Genomic DNA, 19992 nt, shown 5'->3' with positions numbered 1-19992 from the left:
TGACAGTTAACCTCGTAACGGGCGGCCGCGTATAGTTGTTTTCGCGGCGGCTGTCACATTGCGGTGACCTGCAGGATTGATCAGACCAGTCGTGAGGTCTCTTTCGCAGCCCGCACGAAATCGCGGAACAAGGGGTGCGGTTCAAACGGCTTGGACTTCAGCTCCGGATGGTACTGAACACCGATAAACCACGGATGATCGGACCATTCGACGATTTCAGGCAGGCGTCCGTCGGGGGACATGCCCGAGAAGTTCAGGCCCGCTTTTTCCAGCTTGTCACGATATTTTATGTCCACCTCATAGCGATGGCGATGGCGTTCTTCGATATTGGTGCCGCCATAAACTTCGGCCACTTTCGAGCCTTCGGCCAGAACGGCGTTATAAGCGCCCAGACGCATCGTGCCGCCCTTGTCGTCATCTACACCACGCTGCACTTTATAGTTGCCCTGCACCCACTCTTTGAGGTGGTAAACTACGGGTTCAAAACGTTTTTTTCCGGCCTCGTGATCAAACTCTTCCGAGCCCGCCTCGGCAATGCCCGCCGCGTTTCGGGCTGCTTCGATCACTGCCATCTGCATACCCAGACAGATGCCTAGGTATGGCACCTTATGTTCACGGGCATATTGCGCGGCCTTGATCTTGCCCTCGGTTCCGCGTTCGCCAAAACCGCCGGGTACGAGGATCGCGTGGAAGCCCTCCAGATGCGGGGCCGGGTCTTCGGTGTCGAATATCTCGGCATCGACCCACTCGACCTTGACCTTGACGCGATTGGCCATACCACCATGGGTCAAAGCTTCGGCAATCGATTTGTAGGCGTCTTCCAGTTGAGTGTATTTCCCAACAATGGCGACTTTCACTTCGCCTTCAGCATTGTGGATGCGGTCACTGACGTCTTCCCATTTTGCCAGATCGGGCTTGGGGGCAGGGCTGATCTGGAACGCGTCCAGAACTGCCTGATCCAACCCTTCGCGGTGATAGGCCAGCGGAGCGTCGTAGATGGTGGAAAGGTCCTGCGCCGCAATCACGCTGTCCGGGCGGACGTTACAGAACAGGGCCAGTTTCTCACGCTCTTTGGTCGGGATCGGACCTTCGGAGCGGCAAACCAGAATGTCGGGCGCCAGACCGATCGAGCGCAGTTCCTTCACCGAGTGCTGGGTCGGCTTGGTTTTCAGCTCGCCGGAGGCTTTGATGTAGGGCAGTAGCGTCAGGTGCATAAAGATGCACTGTCCGCGTGGCTTGTCCTGGCTGAACTGACGGATGGCCTCGAAGAAGGGCAAGCCCTCGATATCGCCCACGGTGCCGCCGATCTCACACAGCATGAAATCGACCTCATCCTCACCGATGGCGATGAAATCCTTGATCTCGTTGGTGACGTGCGGAATCACCTGAATGGTCTTGCCGAGGTAGTCGCCGCGGCGTTCCTTCTCCAGCACGTTGGAGTAAATCCGGCCCGAACTGACCGAGTCGGTTTTGCGCGCCGCCACACCGGTGAAACGTTCGTAATGGCCAAGGTCCAGATCGGTTTCGGCTCCGTCATCGGTGACAAACACTTCGCCATGCTCAAACGGTGACATAGTGCCGGGGTCAACGTTCAGGTACGGGTCAAGTTTGCGAAGACGCACCGAGTATCCCCGTGCCTGCAACAATGCGCCCAAGGCCGCTGAAGCCAGTCCTTTGCCCAAGGACGAAACAACACCACCAGTGATGAAAATAAAACGCGCCATGTTTTTTCGGCTGCTCCCGTGAGACGTCATTATCAACTGCCCGGCGGTTCCAAAAAACCGCTGCATCACGGGACTTCACGTATAAAGGATTCGCGCAAAATGCGCAAGAGAACCGCAAGATGCTGTTGCAGCTCTCTTTCAAGTTTCTAGGTTTTGTGGATCAGTCCGCCTGGGGAATCAGCGGCGCGTTGTCGCCCTGTGTCGGAGGCAGCAGATCATCTGCGGACGGAACCGCCGGTGTGGCTTCCTCAGCCGGGGCCGGAGCCGGAATGCCCAGCCGGTCGATAACCGAGCTGCCCGATGACTTCTGTGCGGCCAGTATGGTCAACGTGATCGAGGTTACGATAAAACACGCGGCCAGCAGCCAGGTCAGTTTGCCCAGTGCCGTCGCTGCCGCACGGCCCGTCATGGCACCACCGCCGCCACCCATGCCCAGGCCACCGCCTTCGGACCGCTGCATCAGAACAACGGCAATCAGGCCCAGGGCCAACAGAAGGTGGATGATTAGAACGACGTTTTCCATGGTGGTCCTGTACAGCGTGGCGTGTATCGCGTGGTACTTATGCAAGTTTGCCATCGGGGGCAAGGGAGGAGTTGTCATCACGACCCGTGATACGCCTGATCACGGCAAAGGGACTGGACAGGGTGGCAATCCGTGACGCAGGCTACGCCAATGCCTCATGACGATCACGACCACCCGCACGCTCTGCTGCCGCCTGAACCTGCGCTCCGTGTCAAGGCGCTGGAAACGATTCTGACCCGCAAGGGGTTGATTGATCCGGCTGCACTGGATGAGATTGTCGACACCTATCAGAACAAGATCGGTCCGCAAAATGGCGCGCGTGTTGTCGCAAAAGCCTGGAGCGATCCTGTCTTCAAGGCGGCTCTGCTGGAAGATGCAACGCCGGTGGTCGCCGATCTTGGCTACTACGGTCGTCAGGGTGAGCATATGGTTGTGGTCGAAAACACTCCGGAGCAGCACAACATGGTCGTGTGTACGCTGTGCAGTTGCTACCCGTGGCCGCTGCTGGGTATTCCTCCGGGATGGTACAAATCCGACGCCTACCGCGCGCGCGCCGTACGCGAACCGCGCAAAGTGCTGGCCGAGTTTGGCGTGACCCTGCCCAAGAACACCTCGGTTCGTGTCTGGGATTCGACGGCTGAGATTCGTTATCTTGTCTTGCCGATGCGCCCTGAGGGCACAGAAGGGCTGGACGAAGATGAACTTGCGCTGCTCGTGACCCGCGACAGCATGATCGGAACAGGTTTGGCAAAGGTGCCATCATGACCCGCGTTCATGACATGGGCGGGCGTTTTGGCGATGGTCCGATTTGCCCCGAAGCTGAGGATGCACCAGTTTTTTCAGAGGATTGGCATGCACGGGCGCTGGCAGTGACACTGGCTTCGGGGTTTCTGGGGCAATGGAATATCGACACTTCCCGCCACGCGCGCGAGCGTCTGTCACCAAAGGACTATGCAAGGTTTTCCTATTACGAGAAGTGGATCGCGGGCCTGGCGGATCTGTTGGTCGAAAAAGGCGTGTTGACGCTGGATGATCTGCGCGGTGCGAACGATAGCGGGGAACATCCATTGGCCGCGCGTGCGCTGAAAGCCGAATCCGTTGCTGCTGCGTTGGCAAAAGGAGGTCCGGCGGTCCGACCATCGAATGTCGCCGTAAAGTTTGAAATTGGACAGGCAGTTCAAACAATACACCCAGCCGCGAGCCGGATGGTGGATGGCGGGCACACGCGGCTGCCGGTCTACGCGGCAGGGGCAAAAGGCCGTATAGTTCGGCTGCACGGCACCCACGTCTTGCCGGATTCCAATGCCCATGGCTTGGGCGAGTCACCAGAGCCGCTTTATGCCGTGGCATTCCCGGCCTCCGAGCTTTGGGCCGCGCCGGAACATCCCGGGGACGAGGTGGTGCTGGATCTTTGGCAATCTTATCTGGAGCGGGCATGAGTAGTTGCGTCACGTATTCGGCTCCGGAACCTGTTTTCGCCCAGCCTTGGCATGCGCAGGTCTTTGCCGTCACGGTTGCGCTGAACGAGGCCGGTTGCTTCGGCTGGCCCGATTGGGCCGACCGATTTTCCGACACATTGAGACGACATGGACTCGATCGGGAACTGGACGGTGGCGAGGATTATTTCAACGCTTGGCTGGAAACACTTGAGAGTTTGCTGGCGGAGCAGGGGCGCGCGTCCCCAGAGGATGTGTCGGCATTCACCAGGGCCTGGGAAGAAGCTTATCTGAAGACGCCCCATGGGCAACCGGTGCGTCTGGCTGGCTCGTAAAGGGGGCGCTGCCCCCGCCGTCCGTTCCGGACGACTCCCCCGGGATATTTTCAGCCAGATGAAGCAGGGGATCCTCACTTCATCTGGCCCCAAATATCCCCGCCGGAGGCATCGCGCGGAACGCGCGAATTTGGACTGCGGCGAAATACCGGTTTCCCTGTCGTCCGAGCGCCGCTATATGAGCCGGGTTTGAATACTCAGCGCAAAAGGACCGGATATGGCCAACGTGGTTGTTGTCGGCGCCCAGTGGGGCGACGAGGGGAAAGGCAAGATCGTCGACTGGCTCAGCGAACGGGCTGATGTGATCGCGCGTTTTCAGGGTGGGCACAACGCAGGTCATACGCTGGTGATAGATGGCGAGGTTTACAAGCTGCACGCGCTGCCGTCGGGCGTAGTCCGCGGCGGCAAGCTGAGCGTGATCGGCAATGGTGTGGTCCTGGACCCGTGGAACCTGCTGAAAGAGATCGAAACCATCCGGGCGCAGGGCGTGGAAATCACGCCTGAGACCCTGATGATTGCTGAGAACACACCACTGATTCTGCCTTTCCACGGAGAACTGGACAGGGCGCGGGAAAGCCAAAACTCGGTTGCCAAAATCGGTACGACTGGCCGCGGCATCGGACCCTGCTATGAGGATAAGGTGGGCCGCCGGGTTATTCGAGTGGCTGACCTTGCCGATGACGCCACGCTGGCGCTGCGTGTGGATCGCGCGTTGGTTCATCATAATGCATTGCGCAGCGGCCTGGGTTTGGAGCCCATTGATCGCGATGCGCTGATTGCACAGTTAAAGGAAGTCGCACCAAGTATTCTGGAGTTCGCCGGGCCTGTTTGGAAGGTCATGAACGAAAAGCGCAAGGCGGGCAAACGCATCCTGTTCGAAGGGGCGCAAGGGGCGCTGTTGGACATTGATTTCGGGACCTATCCGTTTGTGACCTCTTCGAATGTCATTGCGGGACAGGCGGCAACAGGTGTGGGCATTGGTCCAGGATCTATCGACTTCGTACTCGGTATCGTCAAAGCCTATACCACCCGCGTTGGTGAGGGACCGTTCCCGACAGAGCTGGATGATGATGACGGTCAACGTCTTGGTGAGCGTGGGCACGAATTCGGTACCACGACTGGCCGTAAACGCCGCTGCGGCTGGTTCGACGCCTGTTTGGTGCGCCAGACCTGTGCGACAAGCGGTGTGAACGGCATTTCCCTGACCAAGCTGGACGTGCTGGACGGATTCGAAACCCTGAAAATCTGTGTGGGTTACGAGCTGGACGGCCAGCGTCTGGACTATCTGCCCACGGCTGCAGATCAACAGGCCCGTTGCATGCCGATTTATGAAGAAATGCCCGGGTGGAGCGAATCCACCGAAGGTGCGCGCAGCTGGGCTGAGCTGCCGGCGAACGCGATCAAATATGTACGCCGGGTCGAGGAACTGATCGAGTGTCCGGTCGCGTTGCTATCCACAAGCCCGGAGCGGGACGACACCATTCTGGTGACCGACCCGTTTGCCGACTGATGAGCGGTCGCGACAAACCCGGCCTGAGTTACAAGGCTCGGCGGCGCTGGTCGCTGGTGCTGCTTTTGGTTGGACTGCCTTTGTATATTGTCGCTGTCGTGACCGTACTGAACTGGCTGGATCGCCCTCCGATTTGGTTGGAACTGCTGGTTTATGTCGGGCTTGGCATCCTGTGGGCCCTGCCGTTCAAGTTCGTGTTCAGGGGGGTTGGTAAAGAGGACCCGGATCAGGACACGAACTGAGCCTCATTGCTCGATACGGGTCTGCACGGTGGATTGGTTGGTACAGTGGTGCTCGGCAGTGATTGGCGTTGATAGCACGCGCTGGCACCAGGATCGGTGGGGCTATTCCGGCCAGCGAAATATCGCGCGGGCAAAGGCATGGTACTCGCCCGCGATTTCCTCGGCCATACTCATCGGACTAGGCCAGGCTGGCGTCAGTGTTGCTGCGACCTGACCGGTCACCAGGCTTAGCTCTGCATCATGCTTGCGCGCCAAGTGGCGCATTTTCTGATTAGTCGCGAGACACAGCAATTGCACCTCGCGAATTCTGCGGTTGCGCGCCGCAGCAATGATCCGTGACAAAAGCGCGTCGCCTATTCCGCGATCCTGCCATGGGGTTTCAACAGTGATAGCCGCCTCTGCAATGCCGGGTCCATCACCATCCGTGGGGCGCAATTCAGCCACGCCGCGTAGGTGGCTGTCGGGAAAAGCGCCATAGATCAGAGCCGAGTCGTCAAAAATACCTGAAACATAACGCGTCACCTTTTCGGGCGCGATAACCATGCCAAATCGGGATTTCAGGGCCGCGTCATCGAGGCTCTGAAAATGTGTGCTGATCTGGGGTTTGTCGAATATGCGCAGACGTCGGATTGCAAGGTCATACATACCGGTTCCTCGGATCGAGACGGGACAAGGCGACGAGGTCTAATTTCGACTCTGTATTAACATCTTTCTGCGTTGCAGCATAGCATTTGATCCCCAATCGGAACCCGGAACTGACTTGCCCGGGCCATATGCTCAAAAGCCATGCATATTGAGATAATCAAGGGCCAGAGGTTGCCTCTGGCCCTTTTGTCGAGGGGGAGGTTACTTTGAACTATCCCGCAGCGCGCGTGTCGTGTGGCCGAAAGCCTATCTCGGTCGAAGCCGAAAACCGGCCGCCACCAGCCTTTTCGATCTTCCCGTCACGTAGTAACTGACCGAAAGAGCGCAGGCTTTCCTCGCGGTTGAAATCGTCCTGCTTGAGCGAGCGAACCTTGTTCATCAGTTGCGGACGCGAAAATTGCTCCTGTCCTTCGATGAAGGAAAGATACGCGGCTGCGGCCTCCAGCAAGTCGGACAGTGATTGTGCACCCTGTTCCTGAGCGAAAGCGGCAAAGCCACCCTCTTCGTTCGCCTCATCCTGTGAGGACTGGATGCGCCGAGGTGTAACCGGGCCGGTTTCCTGATCATCGGTGTCCACGCGCTGCTCGGCCACTAGTTTCAGCGGTGCAGGAGCATCGGACTGCGGGCGAATGCTTGTAACATTAACCTCGGGGCGGCGCGGGCTGACGACCGACGCCAGATCACCGCGGTAATCCGCATCTTCAGACTCGGCTTCATTTTTAGCGCCACGTTCGGCTTCGGTCGCGGCCACCGCAGTGCGCAAGTGCGAATAGGTTTCGCGCTGGTCGTTGGTTGCGGGATCGTCCATGCGGGCGTCAGCTGTGTCCATCAGGCGCGAGACGTCCTGATCCAGATCGCTGTCCTCTGGCCCGTTGCGATCAGAACGCGCCGAAAGCTCTGCCTCGACCAGTGAAATCTCTTCCAGCAGGTCGGCTTCATCTTCGGCGCTCAGAACACTTGCGGCTGTTTCAGAGACCGGTTCGTCAGCGTCCTGAGCTTCCTCTTCTTCTTCGCTGAGAATGTTGCGGATGTCTTCCGTTTCCGTTTCGTCTTCTGGGGCTTCAGCTTCGGTGAACAGAACGTCTTCCGAGGTGACTTCGGGTTGTTCAGGTTCCGTATCTTCAACTTCCTCCGCTTCGACGGCATCTGCTCCGGTCAGAGCCAGAATTTCGTTCAGCGTCTCATCGTCCTCTTCAAAGGCGGTCTCGATCGATACCTGAGCTTCTTCCAGATCGGTGGAACCGACGTCTTCCAATTCGTCGGTTTCGGTCAGAACTTCAGTTTCAATCTGTTCGGGTGGCTCAACGGCTTCTTCATACTCTTCCGGTTCGGGCATTTCCGCCTCTTCCGGTTCGGGCATTTCGACCGCCGGTGCTGCATCAGCTGGTTCGTCGGTTTCGACCTTGGCTTCACTTTCCGTCAGATCGGCGGGGTTCAGCGCACCGGCTTCAAAAGCGGCGGAAATCGCGTCTACCTGAGGTTCCGCCGGTTTGATAAAGCCGTTCTCCTCATCCTCGCCAAACTGCGGCGGGTTTTCATTGGAATGCGAAACCACGGCGCGAATACGTTGCAGCTTTGCAGCGATACTATCGGCGGCCGGCGCACCTGCGGCAGAGGCCGGGGTTTCGACGGATGGCATTTCCGGTTCGGCGGGTGCCTGCGGGGCAGGGGGGCTGGCGATGGGCGCGGCGGCGGGGGGCTCTGCCGTGGCGCGCAACAGCAGACCGCTGTCGTTCTGGCTGGCTTCTACTTTGCGTGCGATATCGCGCTGCGCGATGCGGGTCAGCATTTCGGCGTCTGGCTGCGGAGGTTCGGATCCGAAGTACCGGTCATCTGCTGCCAGATCACGGAAGTATTCGGCAATGGCCTTCATCGTTTCAAATGAATCGTCAAAGCCTTCCAAAGTGCAGGAAAAGGTCCCGTAGGATACGGTCAATACCTTGTTGTTCTGTACCATCAGACGCACGTCCTTTACAAACTACCAGGCCGAATTCCGAGCTTGGTGCACGGCATCGACTCGAAACTTTGTCCATGAGTCTATCATTTTGTGGTCTCATTATGTCCAAAAGCAGGAAAAATGGTCAATCTTACGAAAAATGGACCGATTGTACGAGCTGAGGAGCCAATCGCGCTGTTTGGCGGTGGTTATATCGGTCCAGAGGACGCGAATCTGGTGCTGGCCCGCGTCAATCGTGTCGTCGCGGCTGATGGCGGCGCGGCGGCACTCATCGATTCGGGGCATCTGCCGGAAGCGGTTATCGGGGATTTTGACTCTCTTGAGCCGGGGTATCGAAGCCGTATTTCCGCCGATCGTTTGTTTCCCATTCGGGAACAGGACAGCACGGATTTCGACAAGGCCCTGCGCAATATCGATGCACCATTGGTTATAGGTGTCGGCTTTCTGGGAGCGCGCGTCGATCATCAATTGGCGGTACTCAACGCACTGATACGGCTACAGGATCGGCCCTGCGTGCTGCTTGGCGAACGTGAGGTGATTTTCCATGCGCCGCCGCGGATTGCTTTCAGCGTCGAAGCCGGGGAAACGGTCTCATTGTTTCCTTTTCGGCGCGTAACCGGGTGCAGTAAGGGGCTGGAATGGCCAATCGACGGGCTGGAGCTGTCCCCGGACGGACGGGTCGGAACCTCGAACCGTGCCCTTTCGGGTGTCGAGCTAAAGATGGACGGGCCCGGACTATTGGTCATGGTGCCGCGGGCCGCGTTGGATCAGGTCACGCGGGCGTTTCTGTCGGGCCAGACCGGGCGCTGGCCCGCTCTTGCAAAATGACATAGAGCCCGGCGCCGATCGTAATGGCGATGCCCAAGGCTGCGATCCCGTTGGGGAGATCGCGAAAGATCAGCCAACCGATTAGGGTGGCCACTGGAATCTCCAGGTATTGCATCGGCGCCAGTGTCGCCGATGGCGCATAGCGCAGGGACCATGTCATCAGCAAATGTGCGACGGTGCCGAGGATGCCGATGGCCAGCAGCAGCCAGTGGATGTCATCGGTCGGCAGGATCAGGGTCAATTCCCGGATCCCGGTACTTGTTCCGAGCAACAGCAGCGGCAACAGAATTGCCGTTGCCATGGCTCCGGAAACGGCCTGTAACGCCACCGGGTCCATTTCCTTGGCGATCTGCCGGGTGACCAGCATGAACAGTGCGAAAACAACGGCGACGATCAAGGGCAGCAGGGCTGGCAAGCCCACCGCGGCAAAGCTGGGCTGGATCACCAGCAGCGTGCCGATGAATCCCACGATGCAAGCGATCAACCGGCGGGGACCGACCTTTTCGCCCAGCACGTATTTTCCGAGCAGCAGCATTATGAAAGGCATGACGAAGGCAATGGCAATCGCATCTGCCAGCGGCAGGTACTGCAGAGCGCTGAACATTGCGGCGATCCCGATGATATGGAGAACTGTGCGTATCAAAGTCAGTCTCAGAATGCGCCCCTGCATCCGCCAAATGCGCCCCGTAAGGAGAACCAGCGGCGTCAGGATGAAGGCCTGCACCGCAAATCTGACAAGCACAAGCAGTCCGATGGGTGTTGTTTCTCCCAACAGCTTGGCCATTGCATCGCCGAGCGGCGCGAGGATGCAAAAACCAAGCATCAGTATGATGCCGAATAGGGGGCGATCCTGAGTCATGACCGCGACGCTAGCGGGTTGTCGATGTCGAGGAAAGAGTCGAGCCCGTCAAACGTCGGTCAGCGGCTGGTGTTTCGTGTAATCGGGGCCGATGCAACTGGGCAGCCCGTCATCCAGCTTGAGCCAGCTCAATTTCTCTTCATGGGCCACGTGCAGCGTTGGTTGCAGCACCTCAGGATTGTCCAAAGCCGCCACGTAGAGGTGCATCACATCCGACATTGAGGTCGAGCGAAAGGACATCGGTGTACCGCAGTTTGGACAGAAACTACGCTCGACGCCTGGCGAGGAATTGAACCGACGCGGCTCTTCTCCAGTCCAGCGCCAGCGGCCATCGCGGACGCCGAAATATGCGGTCATCGGGGCCGAGCACTGACGTCTGCAGCTTTCGCAGTGGCAGGTGACACAGGACAGGACGGGGGGATTCACCTCGAACCGGACTGCACCGCACAGACAACGACCGTTCATCGGTCACCTCTCTTTCCGCATTGCCGCCCGGTGCGATACGTCAGCAGTTGGGAACGTTCACTGCCAAGCCACCGAGCGAGGTTTCCTTATACTTTTCATGCATGTCGTGACCGGTCTGGCGCATGGTTTCGATGACCGCGTCCAGCGGCACGAAATGCTGCCCATCACCGCGCAGTGCCAGCGACGCTGCCGAGACCGCCTTGATTGCGGCCAGACCGTTGCGTTCGATGCAGGGCACCTGCACCAGCCCGGCCACGGGATCGCAAGTCATGCCGAGATGGTGTTCCAAAGCGATTTCGGCTGCGTTTTCCACCTGTTCCGGCGTGCCTCCCATAACTGCGCAAAGGCCTGCTGCTGCCATGGCCGAGGCGCTGCCGACCTCGGCCTGACAACCGGCTTCGGCGCCTGATATCGAGGCGTTGTATTTGACCAGACCTCCGATCGCCGCCGCGGTGAGCAGAAAATCCTCGATATGGCTCTCGGATGCGCCTGGAACGTGATCCAGGTAATACCGCAAAACGGCAGGCAGCGTACCGGCCGCGCCGTTGGTCGGAGCGGTGACGACTTGCCCACCGGCGGCGTTTTCTTCGTTCACTGCCATGGCGTAAACGCTCATCCAGTCGTTGATCGTGTGCGGTGCGGTCAGATTCATGCCCCGCTCGGCCATCAGCGCGTCGTATATGCCTTTGGCGCGGCGGCGGACCTTCAGTCCGCCGGGCAGAATACCGTCCGTTGTCAGGCCACGTTCGATGCAGTTGTTCATGACCTCCCACAGGCGGGCAGTTCCCCTGGCGAAACTGTCGGCACAGCCGCGTGCGATTTCATTCTCGCGCTTCATGGCAGCGATGCTCTTGCCGCTGGTCTTTGCCATCTCCAGCATCTCGGCCGCCGAATGAAACGGGAAGGGCACCGGGGGCCCATCGTTGGTGTCTTTGCCTTCGGCCAATTCCTCTTCGGTCAGCACGAATCCACCGCCGACCGAGTAATAGACCTGCCGCAGGATCACGTCGCCCTGCGCATCCGTGGCCATCAGGACCATACCGTTTGCGTGACCCGGAAGATTGTTTTCATAGTCGAAGATAAGATCGGCTTTTGGATCGAACTTCAGGGTCGGCAATCCCTCTGGCGACACCGATTGCGTTTCGGTGATTTTGGCCAGCGCAGCTTCGGCTTTGTCATTGTCGTAATTGTCCGGCACAAACCCCGCCAACCCAAGGATTGTGGCCCGGTCGGTGGCATGACCCACACCGGTAAAGGCCAATGAGCCGTGAAGAGACCCGCGCAGACCCGCGAAGTCGAATGGAGAGGCGCGCATCAGGTCCAAAAACCGGGCTGCAGCGACCATTGGGCCCATGGTGTGCGACGAAGACGGGCCGATGCCCACTTTGAACATATCGAAGACAGAGAGAAACATGTCAGGTAGCTGAGCCTTCTGGGGGGTTAGCGTAAGTGGGTGAGGTAAACGGCGTGACGCCCAGCCCTTCGGCCACAATAGCGGCGCGTGTCGCCGGCCTTGATTCAAGCCGCATCAGGAGGGTTTGAAGATAGGGTGTATCCGGTAACTGGAACCAGCTGCGGTCCGACCCGGATGGGTACAAAGCCATCCAACGAAGCATGCAGGCCAGGTAATAGGTCAGGACAGAGGGCTGATCGGGCGAAAGCCATTCGGGCGCTTTTTGCGCTTCAGCATCCAGCAGTTTCAGGTGCTGGCGCAGCCGCGGTCTAATCCCGGAACGTAGGGCTTCGGCCTGCGCTGCGTTGATATACTTGTCGGCGTAGAACAGGATGCGCAGATCCGCATGCACCGTGTTGGACGCGAAGAACAGCCATTTCAGGAACGCAGCCCGCTCGGGGCTGTTGGCGGCCGGTGCCAGTTGCCCGTGCTTGTCTGCCAGCCACAACAGGATCGCGGCCGTTTCGAATATCGGCCCTTGTGGCGTTTCCAGCACCGGGATCAATCCATTGGGATTGAGCGCCCGATAAGCAACGCCATTCTGCTCGTTCCGGCTACGGTCAACCAGAACGGCCTCGAAGGGCTGGCCCATCTCTTCCAAAGCCAGCCGGATCACCAGCGAGGCGTTGTCGGGGGCATAATGCAGGCGGTACGGCGAATCCATAACCCTTATGTAAGATGCACAAATAACAGACGAAGCCTTGATTGCGACGTTTCCAATCGGAAACGCGCATTTCAGCGACATGTTAACACAGCGCATTCGCGATTTGGCACTCGCAGTCGACCGGGGCATTCCGTATAACGCCGGCAGCAATCTGAAGGGGGAACCTGCCATGTCCGGAGAAATGTCGCCCATCGAGACAGCCAAATATGTCGCCGCACGCCGCGCCGCCGAGTTTGTGAAGGACGGGATGCGCGTCGGTTTGGGAACCGGATCGACTGCTGCCTGGATGGTGCGCCGACTTGGTGAACGGGTGCGCGACGAAGGATTGCAGATCAAGGGCGTCCCGACCTCGACTGCGACGGCGCAGTTGGCGCGCGAAGAGGGGATCGAGGTCGTATCGCTGGATCAAGCAGGCTGGCTGGATCTGACCATCGACGGCGCAGACGAATTTGACGGTGAATTCAATCTGATCAAGGGCGGCGGCGCCGCTTTGTTACAGGAAAAGATCGTGGCAACGGCCAGCGACCAGATGATCGTGATCGCCGATGCCGGAAAAGAGGTTGAAACTCTGGGCGCTTTCCCCCTGCCGGTCGAGGTGATCCCATTTGGCTGGCAAACCACGCGAACCCTGATCGAAGAAGCCTTGGACGCGATGGATGTTCTGGGCACTTCGGTCACGCTGCGGATGAATGGCGAAGTGCCAAGGGTCACGGATGAGGGCAATCATATACTGGACCTGCATCTCAAGCGTATCGGCAATGCGCGGCATCTGGCGTTGGTGCTCAATCAGGTTCCGGGTGTGGTCGAAAACGGACTTTTCCTCGATATCTGCGACAAGGTCATCATTGGCCACGGCGACGGACGGGTCGAAGTGCGTGATCTGAACGAGGGAACAGTTGAGACAGATCAGCCAAACGACAGCACCGAGAATCTGTTTTCAGATTTGGCGGACTGAAGGGACACGGCCCAAGGGGGCGATGCAAAACCGTTTTTTCGGCTGGCAGGGGTTGGCAATCGCTATATTGCGCCCAGATATCCAGAGAATTTTGGCAAGTGAACAAAGGAACCCGGCATGAGCTTTGACTATGATCTGTTTGTCATCGGCGGAGGCTCGGGCGGGGTCCGTGCAGCACGCGTTGCTGCGGGTGAGAACGGCGCCAAGGTGGCTTTGGCGGAAGAAGACCGCTATGGCGGCACCTGCGTGATCCGGGGTTGCGTTCCCAAAAAGCTGATGGTTTTTGCCAGCGAATATGCGGGTATGGTCAGCGACGCGCAGGCCTATGGCTGGGACATTCAGCCCGGTGCGTTTAACTGGGACATTTTTCGTGACAAGCTCTATGCCGAGCTGGACCGGCTTGAAGGTATCTATCGCAACATTTTGAAAAACAACGGTGTTGAAACCTTTGACCAGCGCGCGCGCCCGGTGGATGCACACACGGTTGAGATGGCCGACGGCACCCGCAAAACGGCCAAACATATTCTGGTGGCGACGGGAGGGCGCCCGATTGTTCCCGAGTTTCCGGGCTCGGATCTGGCGATCACCTCAAACGAGATCTTCCATCTGGAGAAATTGCCCAAAACCATGCTGATCGTGGGCGGCGGTTATATCGCCTGCGAGTTTGCGGGCATCATGAACGGGATGGGCGTCAAGACCACGCAGTATTATCGCGGCGCGCAAATCCTGCGCGGTTTTGATGACGAAGCGCGCGGACTGATCTGCGAGGAGATGTGCCAAAACGGCGTAGACGTGCATCTGGGCACCAATGTGCTCGAAATGAAAAAGCAGGGCGACAAGATCTGGGTCAAGGCGACCAACGGATCCGAACAACTGTTCGATGTGGTGATGTATGCGACTGGCCGCGTACCGAACGCCGATGATCTGGGTCTCGATGACCTCGGCGTCGAACGCGGCCGCAAGGGCGAGATTGTCGTGGACGAATACAGCCAGACTGCCGTGCCTTCGATCTATGCCATAGGTGACGTGACCGATCGGGTGAACCTGACGCCGGTTGCGATCCGCGAGGGCATGGCCTTTGTGGAAACCGTCTTCAAAGGCAACCCGACGCCAGTGGATCACGAGCTAATTCCGACGGCAATCTTCACGCAGCCCGAGATGGGCACCGTCGGCCTCAGCGAGGAAGAGGCGGCCGAGCAGGAGCCGATTGAAGTTTATGCGACATCGTTCAAGCCGATGCAAAAATCGTTTGCCGGTGGCACGCAGCGTGTGCTGATGAAGCTGATCGTCAGCCAAGCCACTCGCAAGGTGCTGGGATGTCATATCGTGGCCCCCGGCGCAGGCGAGATGATCCAATTGGCCGGGATTGCGGTGAAAATGGGCGCGACCAAGGAAGATTTCGACCGAACGGTCGCCGTTCACCCCGTGATGGCCGAAGAACTGGTGACAATGCGGCAACCTGTGCGCACTGCTTGATTTGCAACTGCGCGAACACAAGTTACAAGGGAACCCGTGATCACACGGTCCAATACGAAGGAATAGACTCATATGGCGGGCAACAGCGGTGGCCCCTGGGGGGGCGGAGGCTCATCCGGAGGCGGAGGAAATCGAGGAAACAACGGGGATGGGCGCAAACCTCCCGAAGGTGATGGCCCGCAGATCCCCGAGATCGATGAGCTGATGAAAAAAGGCCAGGAGCAGCTGCGCGTCCTGATGGGCGGTCGCGGCGGCGGTCGTGGTGGTAGCGGTCAGGGCTCTGGCGGCGGTGGTCCGATATTCACCAAGGGAACCATTGCCATAGGTGCGCTGGTCGCGATTGGCCTTTGGGCTGCCGCAAGTTTCTATACCGTAAAACCGGAAGAGCAGTCAGTTGAACTGTTTCTGGGTGAATTTTCAGCCGTCGGGAACCCGGGTCTGAACTTTGCTCCCTGGCCGCTAGTGACCGCCGAGGTCATTCCGGTCACCCGCGAACAGACCGAGGATATGGGCGGCGCGCGCGGCAGCGATGATGGCCTGATGCTGACCGGCGACGAGAATGTCGTGGACATCGATTATCAGGTTGTTTGGAATATCAGCGACCCTGCGAGATTCCTTTTCAATCTGCGCGATCCGCGCGAAACCATTCGGGCGGTGTCTGAATCGGCTATGCGTGAGATCATCGCGCAAAGCGAACTGGCGCCAATCCTGAACCGGGATCGCGGTATCATCGCCGACCGCTTGCAGGAACTGATTCAGGCCACGATGGACAGCTACGATTCGGGCGTAAACATCGTGCGTGTAAACTTTGACAAGGCTGACCCCCCGCAGGACGTGATCGCCGCATTCCGCGACGTTCAGGCCGCCGCGCAGGAGCGTGACCGTCTGCAAAACGTGGCCGACGCCTATGCCAACCGTGTTCTCGCTGAAGCCCGGGGTGAAGCCGCGCAGGTTCTGGAAGAGGCCGAAGCCTATCGCGCCCAGCAGATCAACAGCGCGCAGGGTGAGGCCAGCCGTTTTAGCGCGGTTCTGGAAGAGTACACCAAAGCGCCGGACGTAACCCGCAAGCGCCTCTATCTGGAGCGGATGGAGCAGGTTCTGGGTGACGTCGACAAGATCATTCTGGACGAAAACTCGACCGGGCAGGGGCAAGGTGTTGTGCCGTATCTGCCGCTCAACGAGCTGCGCCGCAATCAGGCCGAGGAGAGCAACTGATGCGTAAATCGACATTTATTCTGCCGGTTATCGTGATTGCGGTTGTCGGCATCCTGTCTTCGATCTTTATCGTCGACGAACGCGAACGTGCGCTGGTTCTGCAGTTTGGCCGCGTGGTCGCTGTCAAAGAAGAACCCGGTCTGGCGTTCAAGATTCCCCTGATTCAGGAAGTCGTTCGCTATGACGACCGCATCCTGTCGATCGACGTGCAGCCGTTGGAGGTAACGCCCTTGGACGACCGTCGTTTGGTGGTTGACGCATTCGCACGCTATCGGATCGCGGATCTTGAACAGTTCCGTCAGGCGGTTGGCGTCGGCGGTATCCCGGTCGCCGAGGACCGCCTGGACCGCATCCTGCGCGCGGAAACCCGTGAGGTTCTGGGTTCGGTGTCGTCGCGTGACATCCTCAGTTCGGACCGGGCCGCCCTGATGCTGCGCATTCGCAACAGCGCCATTGCCGAAGCACAGGCGCTGGGCGTCAGTGTGATTGACGTGCGCCTGAAGGCGACGGATCTGCCGCAAGCAAACCTTGAGGCCACCTTTGACCGGATGAAGGCCGAACGTGAGCGTGAAGCAACGGACGAACGCGCACGTGGTAACGAGGCTGCGCAGCGTGTGCGCGCGCAAGCTGACCGGACCGTGGTCGAGCTGGTATCCGATGCCCGCCGCGAGGCCGAGATCATTCGCGGTGAAGCGGACGCCGAACGCAACGCCATCTTTGCCGAAGCCTTTGGCAAGGACCCGGAGTTCTTCGAGTTCTACCGGTCGCTTTCCGCTTACGAACGCGCGCTGGGCGGCAGCAACAGCTCGATGGTGCTGACCCCGGATTCCGAGTTCTTCAATTACCTAAAATCACCCACCGGGCAGGCGGCCCGGTAATGGGTATGATCCTTCTGGCCTTCGGGTTGGTACTGATTGTCGAGGGGCTGGCCTACGCGCTGGCCCCTTCGCTTATCGAGCGTATGTTAGAGGCGTTGAGGGCAATGCCGGAACAGGCTCGGCGTCTGGTCGGGCTACTGTGCATGGTCAGCGGTCTGGTGCTGTTGTGGGGTGCTTATCAGATCGGGTTTTGACACAAAGACCTCAATTGCCGGTGATTTCCCCATGATCCTGAGTTGCGGGCTTGGACAAACTGACTACATTGGTTGCTAAGAGAGGCTGCCTGCAGGCGGCTCAACAAGAATTGTCGACAAGGAGTTCCCAAGTGCAGGCTCAAGCACGCAGTATTTCGGTCCGGCGGGACGAGAGTGTTGGTTTCATACGGCTGATGTGGCTGACCTTTGCCACGATGCTGCTTGTTCTGGCGCAGACCCTTGCAGCACAGGCCCGTGGTGAAAGCCTGGCGCCGCTGGCGGAAAAGATCAGCCCAGCGGTTGTCAACATTACCACAAGCACGCTGATCGAAGGTCAGACCGGCCCGCGGGGGATCGTGCCCGAGGGCTCTCCGTTCGAGGACTTCTTCCGCGAGTTTCAGGACCGAAACGGTGACGACGAAAACCGGCCGCGCCGCAGCAACGCTCTGGGGTCGGGATTCGTGATCTCCGAGGACGGCTATATCGTCACGAACAATCATGTAATCGCGGAAGCCGATGAAATTCTTGTGGAATTCTTTCCCGGCGACGGACAACCAGCCAAGGAATTGCCGGCCAAAGTGATTGGTACCGATGACAAGACCGACATCGCGTTGCTTAAGGTCGAGGCGTCATCGCCGTTGCAGTATGTCAAGTTTGGCGACAGCGATACGGCTCGTGTCGGAGATTGGGTTATCGCCATGGGCAACCCTCTGGGTCAGGGCTTCTCGGTTTCGGCGGGGATTGTGTCGGCGCGGAACCGGGCGCTTAGCGGGTCGTATGACGATTACATTCAGACTGACGCGGCGATCAACCGGGGTAACTCGGGTGGGCCGCTGTTCAATATGGATGGCGAGGTCATCGGGGTGAATACCGCGATTCTGTCGCCCAACGGGGGTTCAATCGGCATCGGGTTTTCGATGGCGTCGAACGTTGTCATCAAGGTTGTCGACCAGTTGCGTGAGTTCGGTGAGACTCGCAGGGGATGGCTGGGTGTTCGGATTCAGGACGTAACCGAAGACATGGCCGAAGCGATGGGCCTGGACAAGCCCGGCGGTGCGCTGATCAGCGATGTGCCGGAAGGCCCCGCCAAAGAGGCTGGTCTGCTGGCCGGAGACGTAATCATCAGCTTTGACGGCGTCGAGGTTGAGGACACACGTGGGCTGGTCCGTCAGGTGGGTGAAACCACCGTCGGCAAGTCGGTGCGTGTTGTTGTCCACCGCGACGGCGGTACCCAGACCGTATTGGTGACGTTGGGTCGCCGTGAGGATGCCGAACGTACGGAGAATGGTGAAGAAGAGACTCCGCAGGTCGAAGAAGAGGAAAACAAGGACATCCTTGGCCTCACGATTTCACCGTTGACCGATACACTGCGCGAGGATTTGGGGCTGGATGCGGATGCCGAGGGCTTGGTCGTGTCCAATGTTGACGAGGCGTCCGAGGCGTTCTCCAAGGGCCTGCGTGCGGGTGATGTGATCACCGAAGCCGGGCAGCAGAAGGTAACCTCGATCGACGATCTTGAGGCACGCATGGAAGAGGCGCGAGAGGCCGGGCGAAAGTCGCTGCTGCTGCTGGTGCGACGTGGCGGAGAGCCTCGTTTCGTTGCGCTGAGCCTGCAAGAATAAGCAGCCAAAAACCAAGATGGGAGCCTGGGGGGCATCCTCCAGGCTTTTGCCATGAATGCCGAAATGCGTGGTTTGGTTACTTCCTATTCCGGCCCTAAATTTGTTCAATCGGTGGAATCCTGACGCCGCAGGACGGATGTACGAGGCACATTCCCGGCATTCGGTGATGCAAAACGCAGCGACTGGTGCAGGTTGTGCCCGGTGTTACAGGTCATCTGTGCCACGACGACTGGTTCTTGCAGCCATGATACCTGCGTTATCCGTCTCGTCCGGGTTCGTTGGGATCGCTGGAGAACAATGCGATTTTGTTCCCTTGAGGGTCGCGAAGGTAACCAACATAGAAATGAGGTCCATACGAGTCGCGAAAGCCCGGTTGGCCATCGTCAAAGCCGCCTGCGGCGAGCGCGGCGGCGTGAAGGTCACGAACCTGCTTTTGACTGCGCGCCTCGAAGGCAACCATAGTGCCGTTTCCAGCCGAAGCCGGACGTCCATCAAAGGGTGACTTAACGTAGAACTCCGGCATCAGGGGAAACTGACCCGGCTTAGCAGGCAGCGCGTAACTCAAGTCTCCATGGTACTTTTCCAGCTCGTAACCAAGGGCTGGCAGGAACGCTGAGTAAAACCGTTCCGCGCGAGCGATGTCGTCAACACCGACGGTGACGTAGGCAATCATTCTGCGCACCTTTCAGGACGTCTGGTCATGGCAACGGATTAACTTCGCCAGGGTAGGCCAACATACGCACCCGCTCAAGAACGGCCTTTTGTCGAGCGGCTTTTCAGATCCAACCTTGGCACAAAAACGTCGGATGGCCGCTTTTTCCGTCACGTCGGGCATCAGACCGCATCATGACGATGACAGCATTGCGAAACAACTCAGATACCGCGCTTGGGTATCCTACTTCAGCCGAGGCAAGTGCCACGGATCTGCTACCCATCCGACGCATTCAGCGAAACGACTTTCGGGAAAAGAACTGTGCAAAGAAAGAAGAAGCCATATGCCGGAGAAGGCAT

At 58.8% G+C, this 19992-nt stretch carries 21 protein-coding genes; 12 read left to right on the top strand and 9 right to left on the bottom strand.

Annotated elements, in window-relative coordinates:
* Positions 1-80 precede the first annotated feature (80 nt).
* Together pyrG and secG are read right to left on the bottom strand one after the other, a co-directional pair.
* On the bottom strand, positions 81-1724 hold the full coding sequence (pyrG, locus tag AC2TDJ_RS11825) for a CTP synthase (RefSeq protein ID WP_480842413.1): 1644 nt from the start codon (positions 1722-1724) through the stop codon (positions 81-83).
* A gap of 160 nt (positions 1725-1884) precedes the next feature.
* On the bottom strand, positions 1885-2247 hold the full coding sequence (secG, locus tag AC2TDJ_RS11820; RefSeq protein ID WP_480843028.1) for a preprotein translocase subunit SecG: 363 nt from the start codon (positions 2245-2247) through the stop codon (positions 1885-1887).
* A 150-nt stretch (positions 2248-2397) separates the two neighbouring features.
* Here secG and nthA point away from each other — a divergent pair, with 150 nt between their 5' ends.
* From nthA to AC2TDJ_RS11795, 5 genes are all read left to right on the top strand, one after another.
* The gene (gene nthA, locus AC2TDJ_RS11815; RefSeq protein WP_480843027.1) at positions 2398-3012 is read left to right on the top strand and encodes a nitrile hydratase subunit alpha; all 615 of its coding nucleotides are present in this window, start codon (positions 2398-2400) and stop codon (positions 3010-3012) included.
* A complete protein-coding gene (nthB, locus tag AC2TDJ_RS11810) occupies positions 3009-3686 on the top strand; it encodes a nitrile hydratase subunit beta (protein WP_480842411.1) in 678 nt (225 codons plus the stop codon). Before nthA ends, nthB begins: the two co-directional genes overlap by 4 nt.
* Positions 3683-4018 carry a nitrile hydratase accessory protein gene (locus AC2TDJ_RS11805; protein ID WP_480842409.1) on the top strand — a complete coding sequence of 112 codons (336 nt, stop codon included), beginning with the start codon at positions 3683-3685 and terminating at the stop codon, positions 4016-4018. Before nthB ends, AC2TDJ_RS11805 begins: the two co-directional genes overlap by 4 nt.
* A 217-nt stretch (positions 4019-4235) precedes the next feature.
* A complete protein-coding gene (locus tag AC2TDJ_RS11800; RefSeq protein ID WP_480842407.1) occupies positions 4236-5528 on the top strand; it encodes an adenylosuccinate synthase in 1293 nt (430 codons plus the stop codon).
* Complete coding sequence (locus AC2TDJ_RS11795) at positions 5528-5770, top strand: DUF2842 domain-containing protein (RefSeq protein WP_480842405.1); 243 nt, start codon at positions 5528-5530, stop codon at positions 5768-5770. Before AC2TDJ_RS11800 ends, AC2TDJ_RS11795 begins: the two co-directional genes overlap by 1 nt.
* Before the next feature lie 102 nt (positions 5771-5872).
* On the opposite strand, the gene AC2TDJ_RS11790 is transcribed toward AC2TDJ_RS11795, so the two are convergent.
* Together AC2TDJ_RS11790 and AC2TDJ_RS11785 are read right to left on the bottom strand one after the other, a co-directional pair.
* Positions 5873-6415, bottom strand: coding sequence for an N-acetyltransferase family protein (locus tag AC2TDJ_RS11790; RefSeq protein WP_480842403.1), 543 nt, complete (start codon positions 6413-6415; stop codon positions 5873-5875).
* Between the two features lie 211 nt (positions 6416-6626).
* Positions 6627-8372, bottom strand: a complete 1746-nt coding sequence (locus AC2TDJ_RS11785) for a hypothetical protein (RefSeq protein WP_480842401.1) — start codon at positions 8370-8372, stop codon at positions 6627-6629.
* A gap of 120 nt (positions 8373-8492) precedes the next feature.
* Here AC2TDJ_RS11785 and AC2TDJ_RS11780 point away from each other — a divergent pair, with 120 nt between their 5' ends.
* Positions 8493-9200 carry a thiamine diphosphokinase gene (locus AC2TDJ_RS11780; protein WP_480842400.1) on the top strand — a complete coding sequence of 236 codons (708 nt, stop codon included), beginning with the start codon at positions 8493-8495 and terminating at the stop codon, positions 9198-9200.
* On the opposite strand, the gene AC2TDJ_RS11775 is transcribed toward AC2TDJ_RS11780, so the two are convergent.
* From AC2TDJ_RS11775 to AC2TDJ_RS11760, 4 genes are read right to left on the bottom strand one after another with little or no spacing between them, the layout of a single operon-like run.
* Positions 9145-10059 (bottom strand): DMT family transporter, encoded by a 915-nt coding sequence (locus AC2TDJ_RS11775; protein ID WP_480842398.1) that lies wholly within the window; start codon positions 10057-10059, stop codon positions 9145-9147. The genes AC2TDJ_RS11780 and AC2TDJ_RS11775 overlap by 56 nt on opposite strands.
* A 48-nt stretch (positions 10060-10107) precedes the next feature.
* On the bottom strand, positions 10108-10524 hold the full coding sequence (locus AC2TDJ_RS11770) for a GFA family protein (protein WP_480842396.1): 417 nt from the start codon (positions 10522-10524) through the stop codon (positions 10108-10110).
* Between the two features lie 40 nt (positions 10525-10564).
* The gene (locus tag AC2TDJ_RS11765; RefSeq protein WP_480842394.1) at positions 10565-11938 is read right to left on the bottom strand and encodes an L-serine ammonia-lyase; all 1374 of its coding nucleotides are present in this window, start codon (positions 11936-11938) and stop codon (positions 10565-10567) included.
* A gap of 1 nt (position 11939) precedes the next feature.
* Positions 11940-12641, bottom strand: coding sequence for a glutathione S-transferase family protein (locus AC2TDJ_RS11760; RefSeq protein ID WP_480842393.1), 702 nt, complete (start codon positions 12639-12641; stop codon positions 11940-11942).
* 169 nt (positions 12642-12810) lie between these two features.
* On the opposite strand from AC2TDJ_RS11760, the gene rpiA reads away from it, so the two are divergent.
* The 6 genes from rpiA to AC2TDJ_RS11730 all read left to right on the top strand — a co-directional run bounded on the left by rpiA (position 12811) and on the right by AC2TDJ_RS11730 (position 18981).
* Positions 12811-13596 (top strand): ribose-5-phosphate isomerase RpiA, encoded by a 786-nt coding sequence (rpiA, locus tag AC2TDJ_RS11755; RefSeq protein WP_480843026.1) that lies wholly within the window; start codon positions 12811-12813, stop codon positions 13594-13596.
* Positions 13597-13713: 117 nt separating this feature from the next.
* The gene (gor, locus tag AC2TDJ_RS11750; protein ID WP_480842391.1) at positions 13714-15072 is read left to right on the top strand and encodes a glutathione-disulfide reductase; all 1359 of its coding nucleotides are present in this window, start codon (positions 13714-13716) and stop codon (positions 15070-15072) included.
* Positions 15073-15144: 72 nt separating this feature from the next.
* Positions 15145-16287, top strand: a complete 1143-nt coding sequence (hflK, locus tag AC2TDJ_RS11745) for an FtsH protease activity modulator HflK (protein ID WP_480842389.1) — start codon at positions 15145-15147, stop codon at positions 16285-16287.
* The gene (gene hflC, locus AC2TDJ_RS11740; RefSeq protein WP_480842387.1) at positions 16287-17165 is read left to right on the top strand and encodes a protease modulator HflC; all 879 of its coding nucleotides are present in this window, start codon (positions 16287-16289) and stop codon (positions 17163-17165) included. Before hflK ends, hflC begins: the two co-directional genes overlap by 1 nt.
* A complete protein-coding gene (locus tag AC2TDJ_RS11735; protein WP_480842386.1) occupies positions 17165-17359 on the top strand; it encodes a DUF2065 domain-containing protein in 195 nt (64 codons plus the stop codon). The genes hflC and AC2TDJ_RS11735 overlap by 1 nt, the downstream gene beginning before the upstream one ends.
* A 131-nt stretch (positions 17360-17490) precedes the next feature.
* Positions 17491-18981 carry a DegQ family serine endoprotease gene (locus tag AC2TDJ_RS11730; protein WP_480842384.1) on the top strand — a complete coding sequence of 497 codons (1491 nt, stop codon included), beginning with the start codon at positions 17491-17493 and terminating at the stop codon, positions 18979-18981.
* A 256-nt stretch (positions 18982-19237) separates the two neighbouring features.
* Here AC2TDJ_RS11730 and AC2TDJ_RS11725 read toward each other — a convergent pair whose 3' ends face one another.
* Complete coding sequence (locus AC2TDJ_RS11725) at positions 19238-19654, bottom strand: VOC family protein (protein WP_480842382.1); 417 nt, start codon at positions 19652-19654, stop codon at positions 19238-19240.
* Positions 19655-19992: the final 338 nt, after the last annotated feature.

Source organism: Ruegeria sp. HKCCD6647-2, from assembly GCF_057221075.1.
The sequence above is the reverse complement of the archived record's forward strand: the minus strand, read 5'-3'. Positions and strand labels throughout refer to the sequence as shown.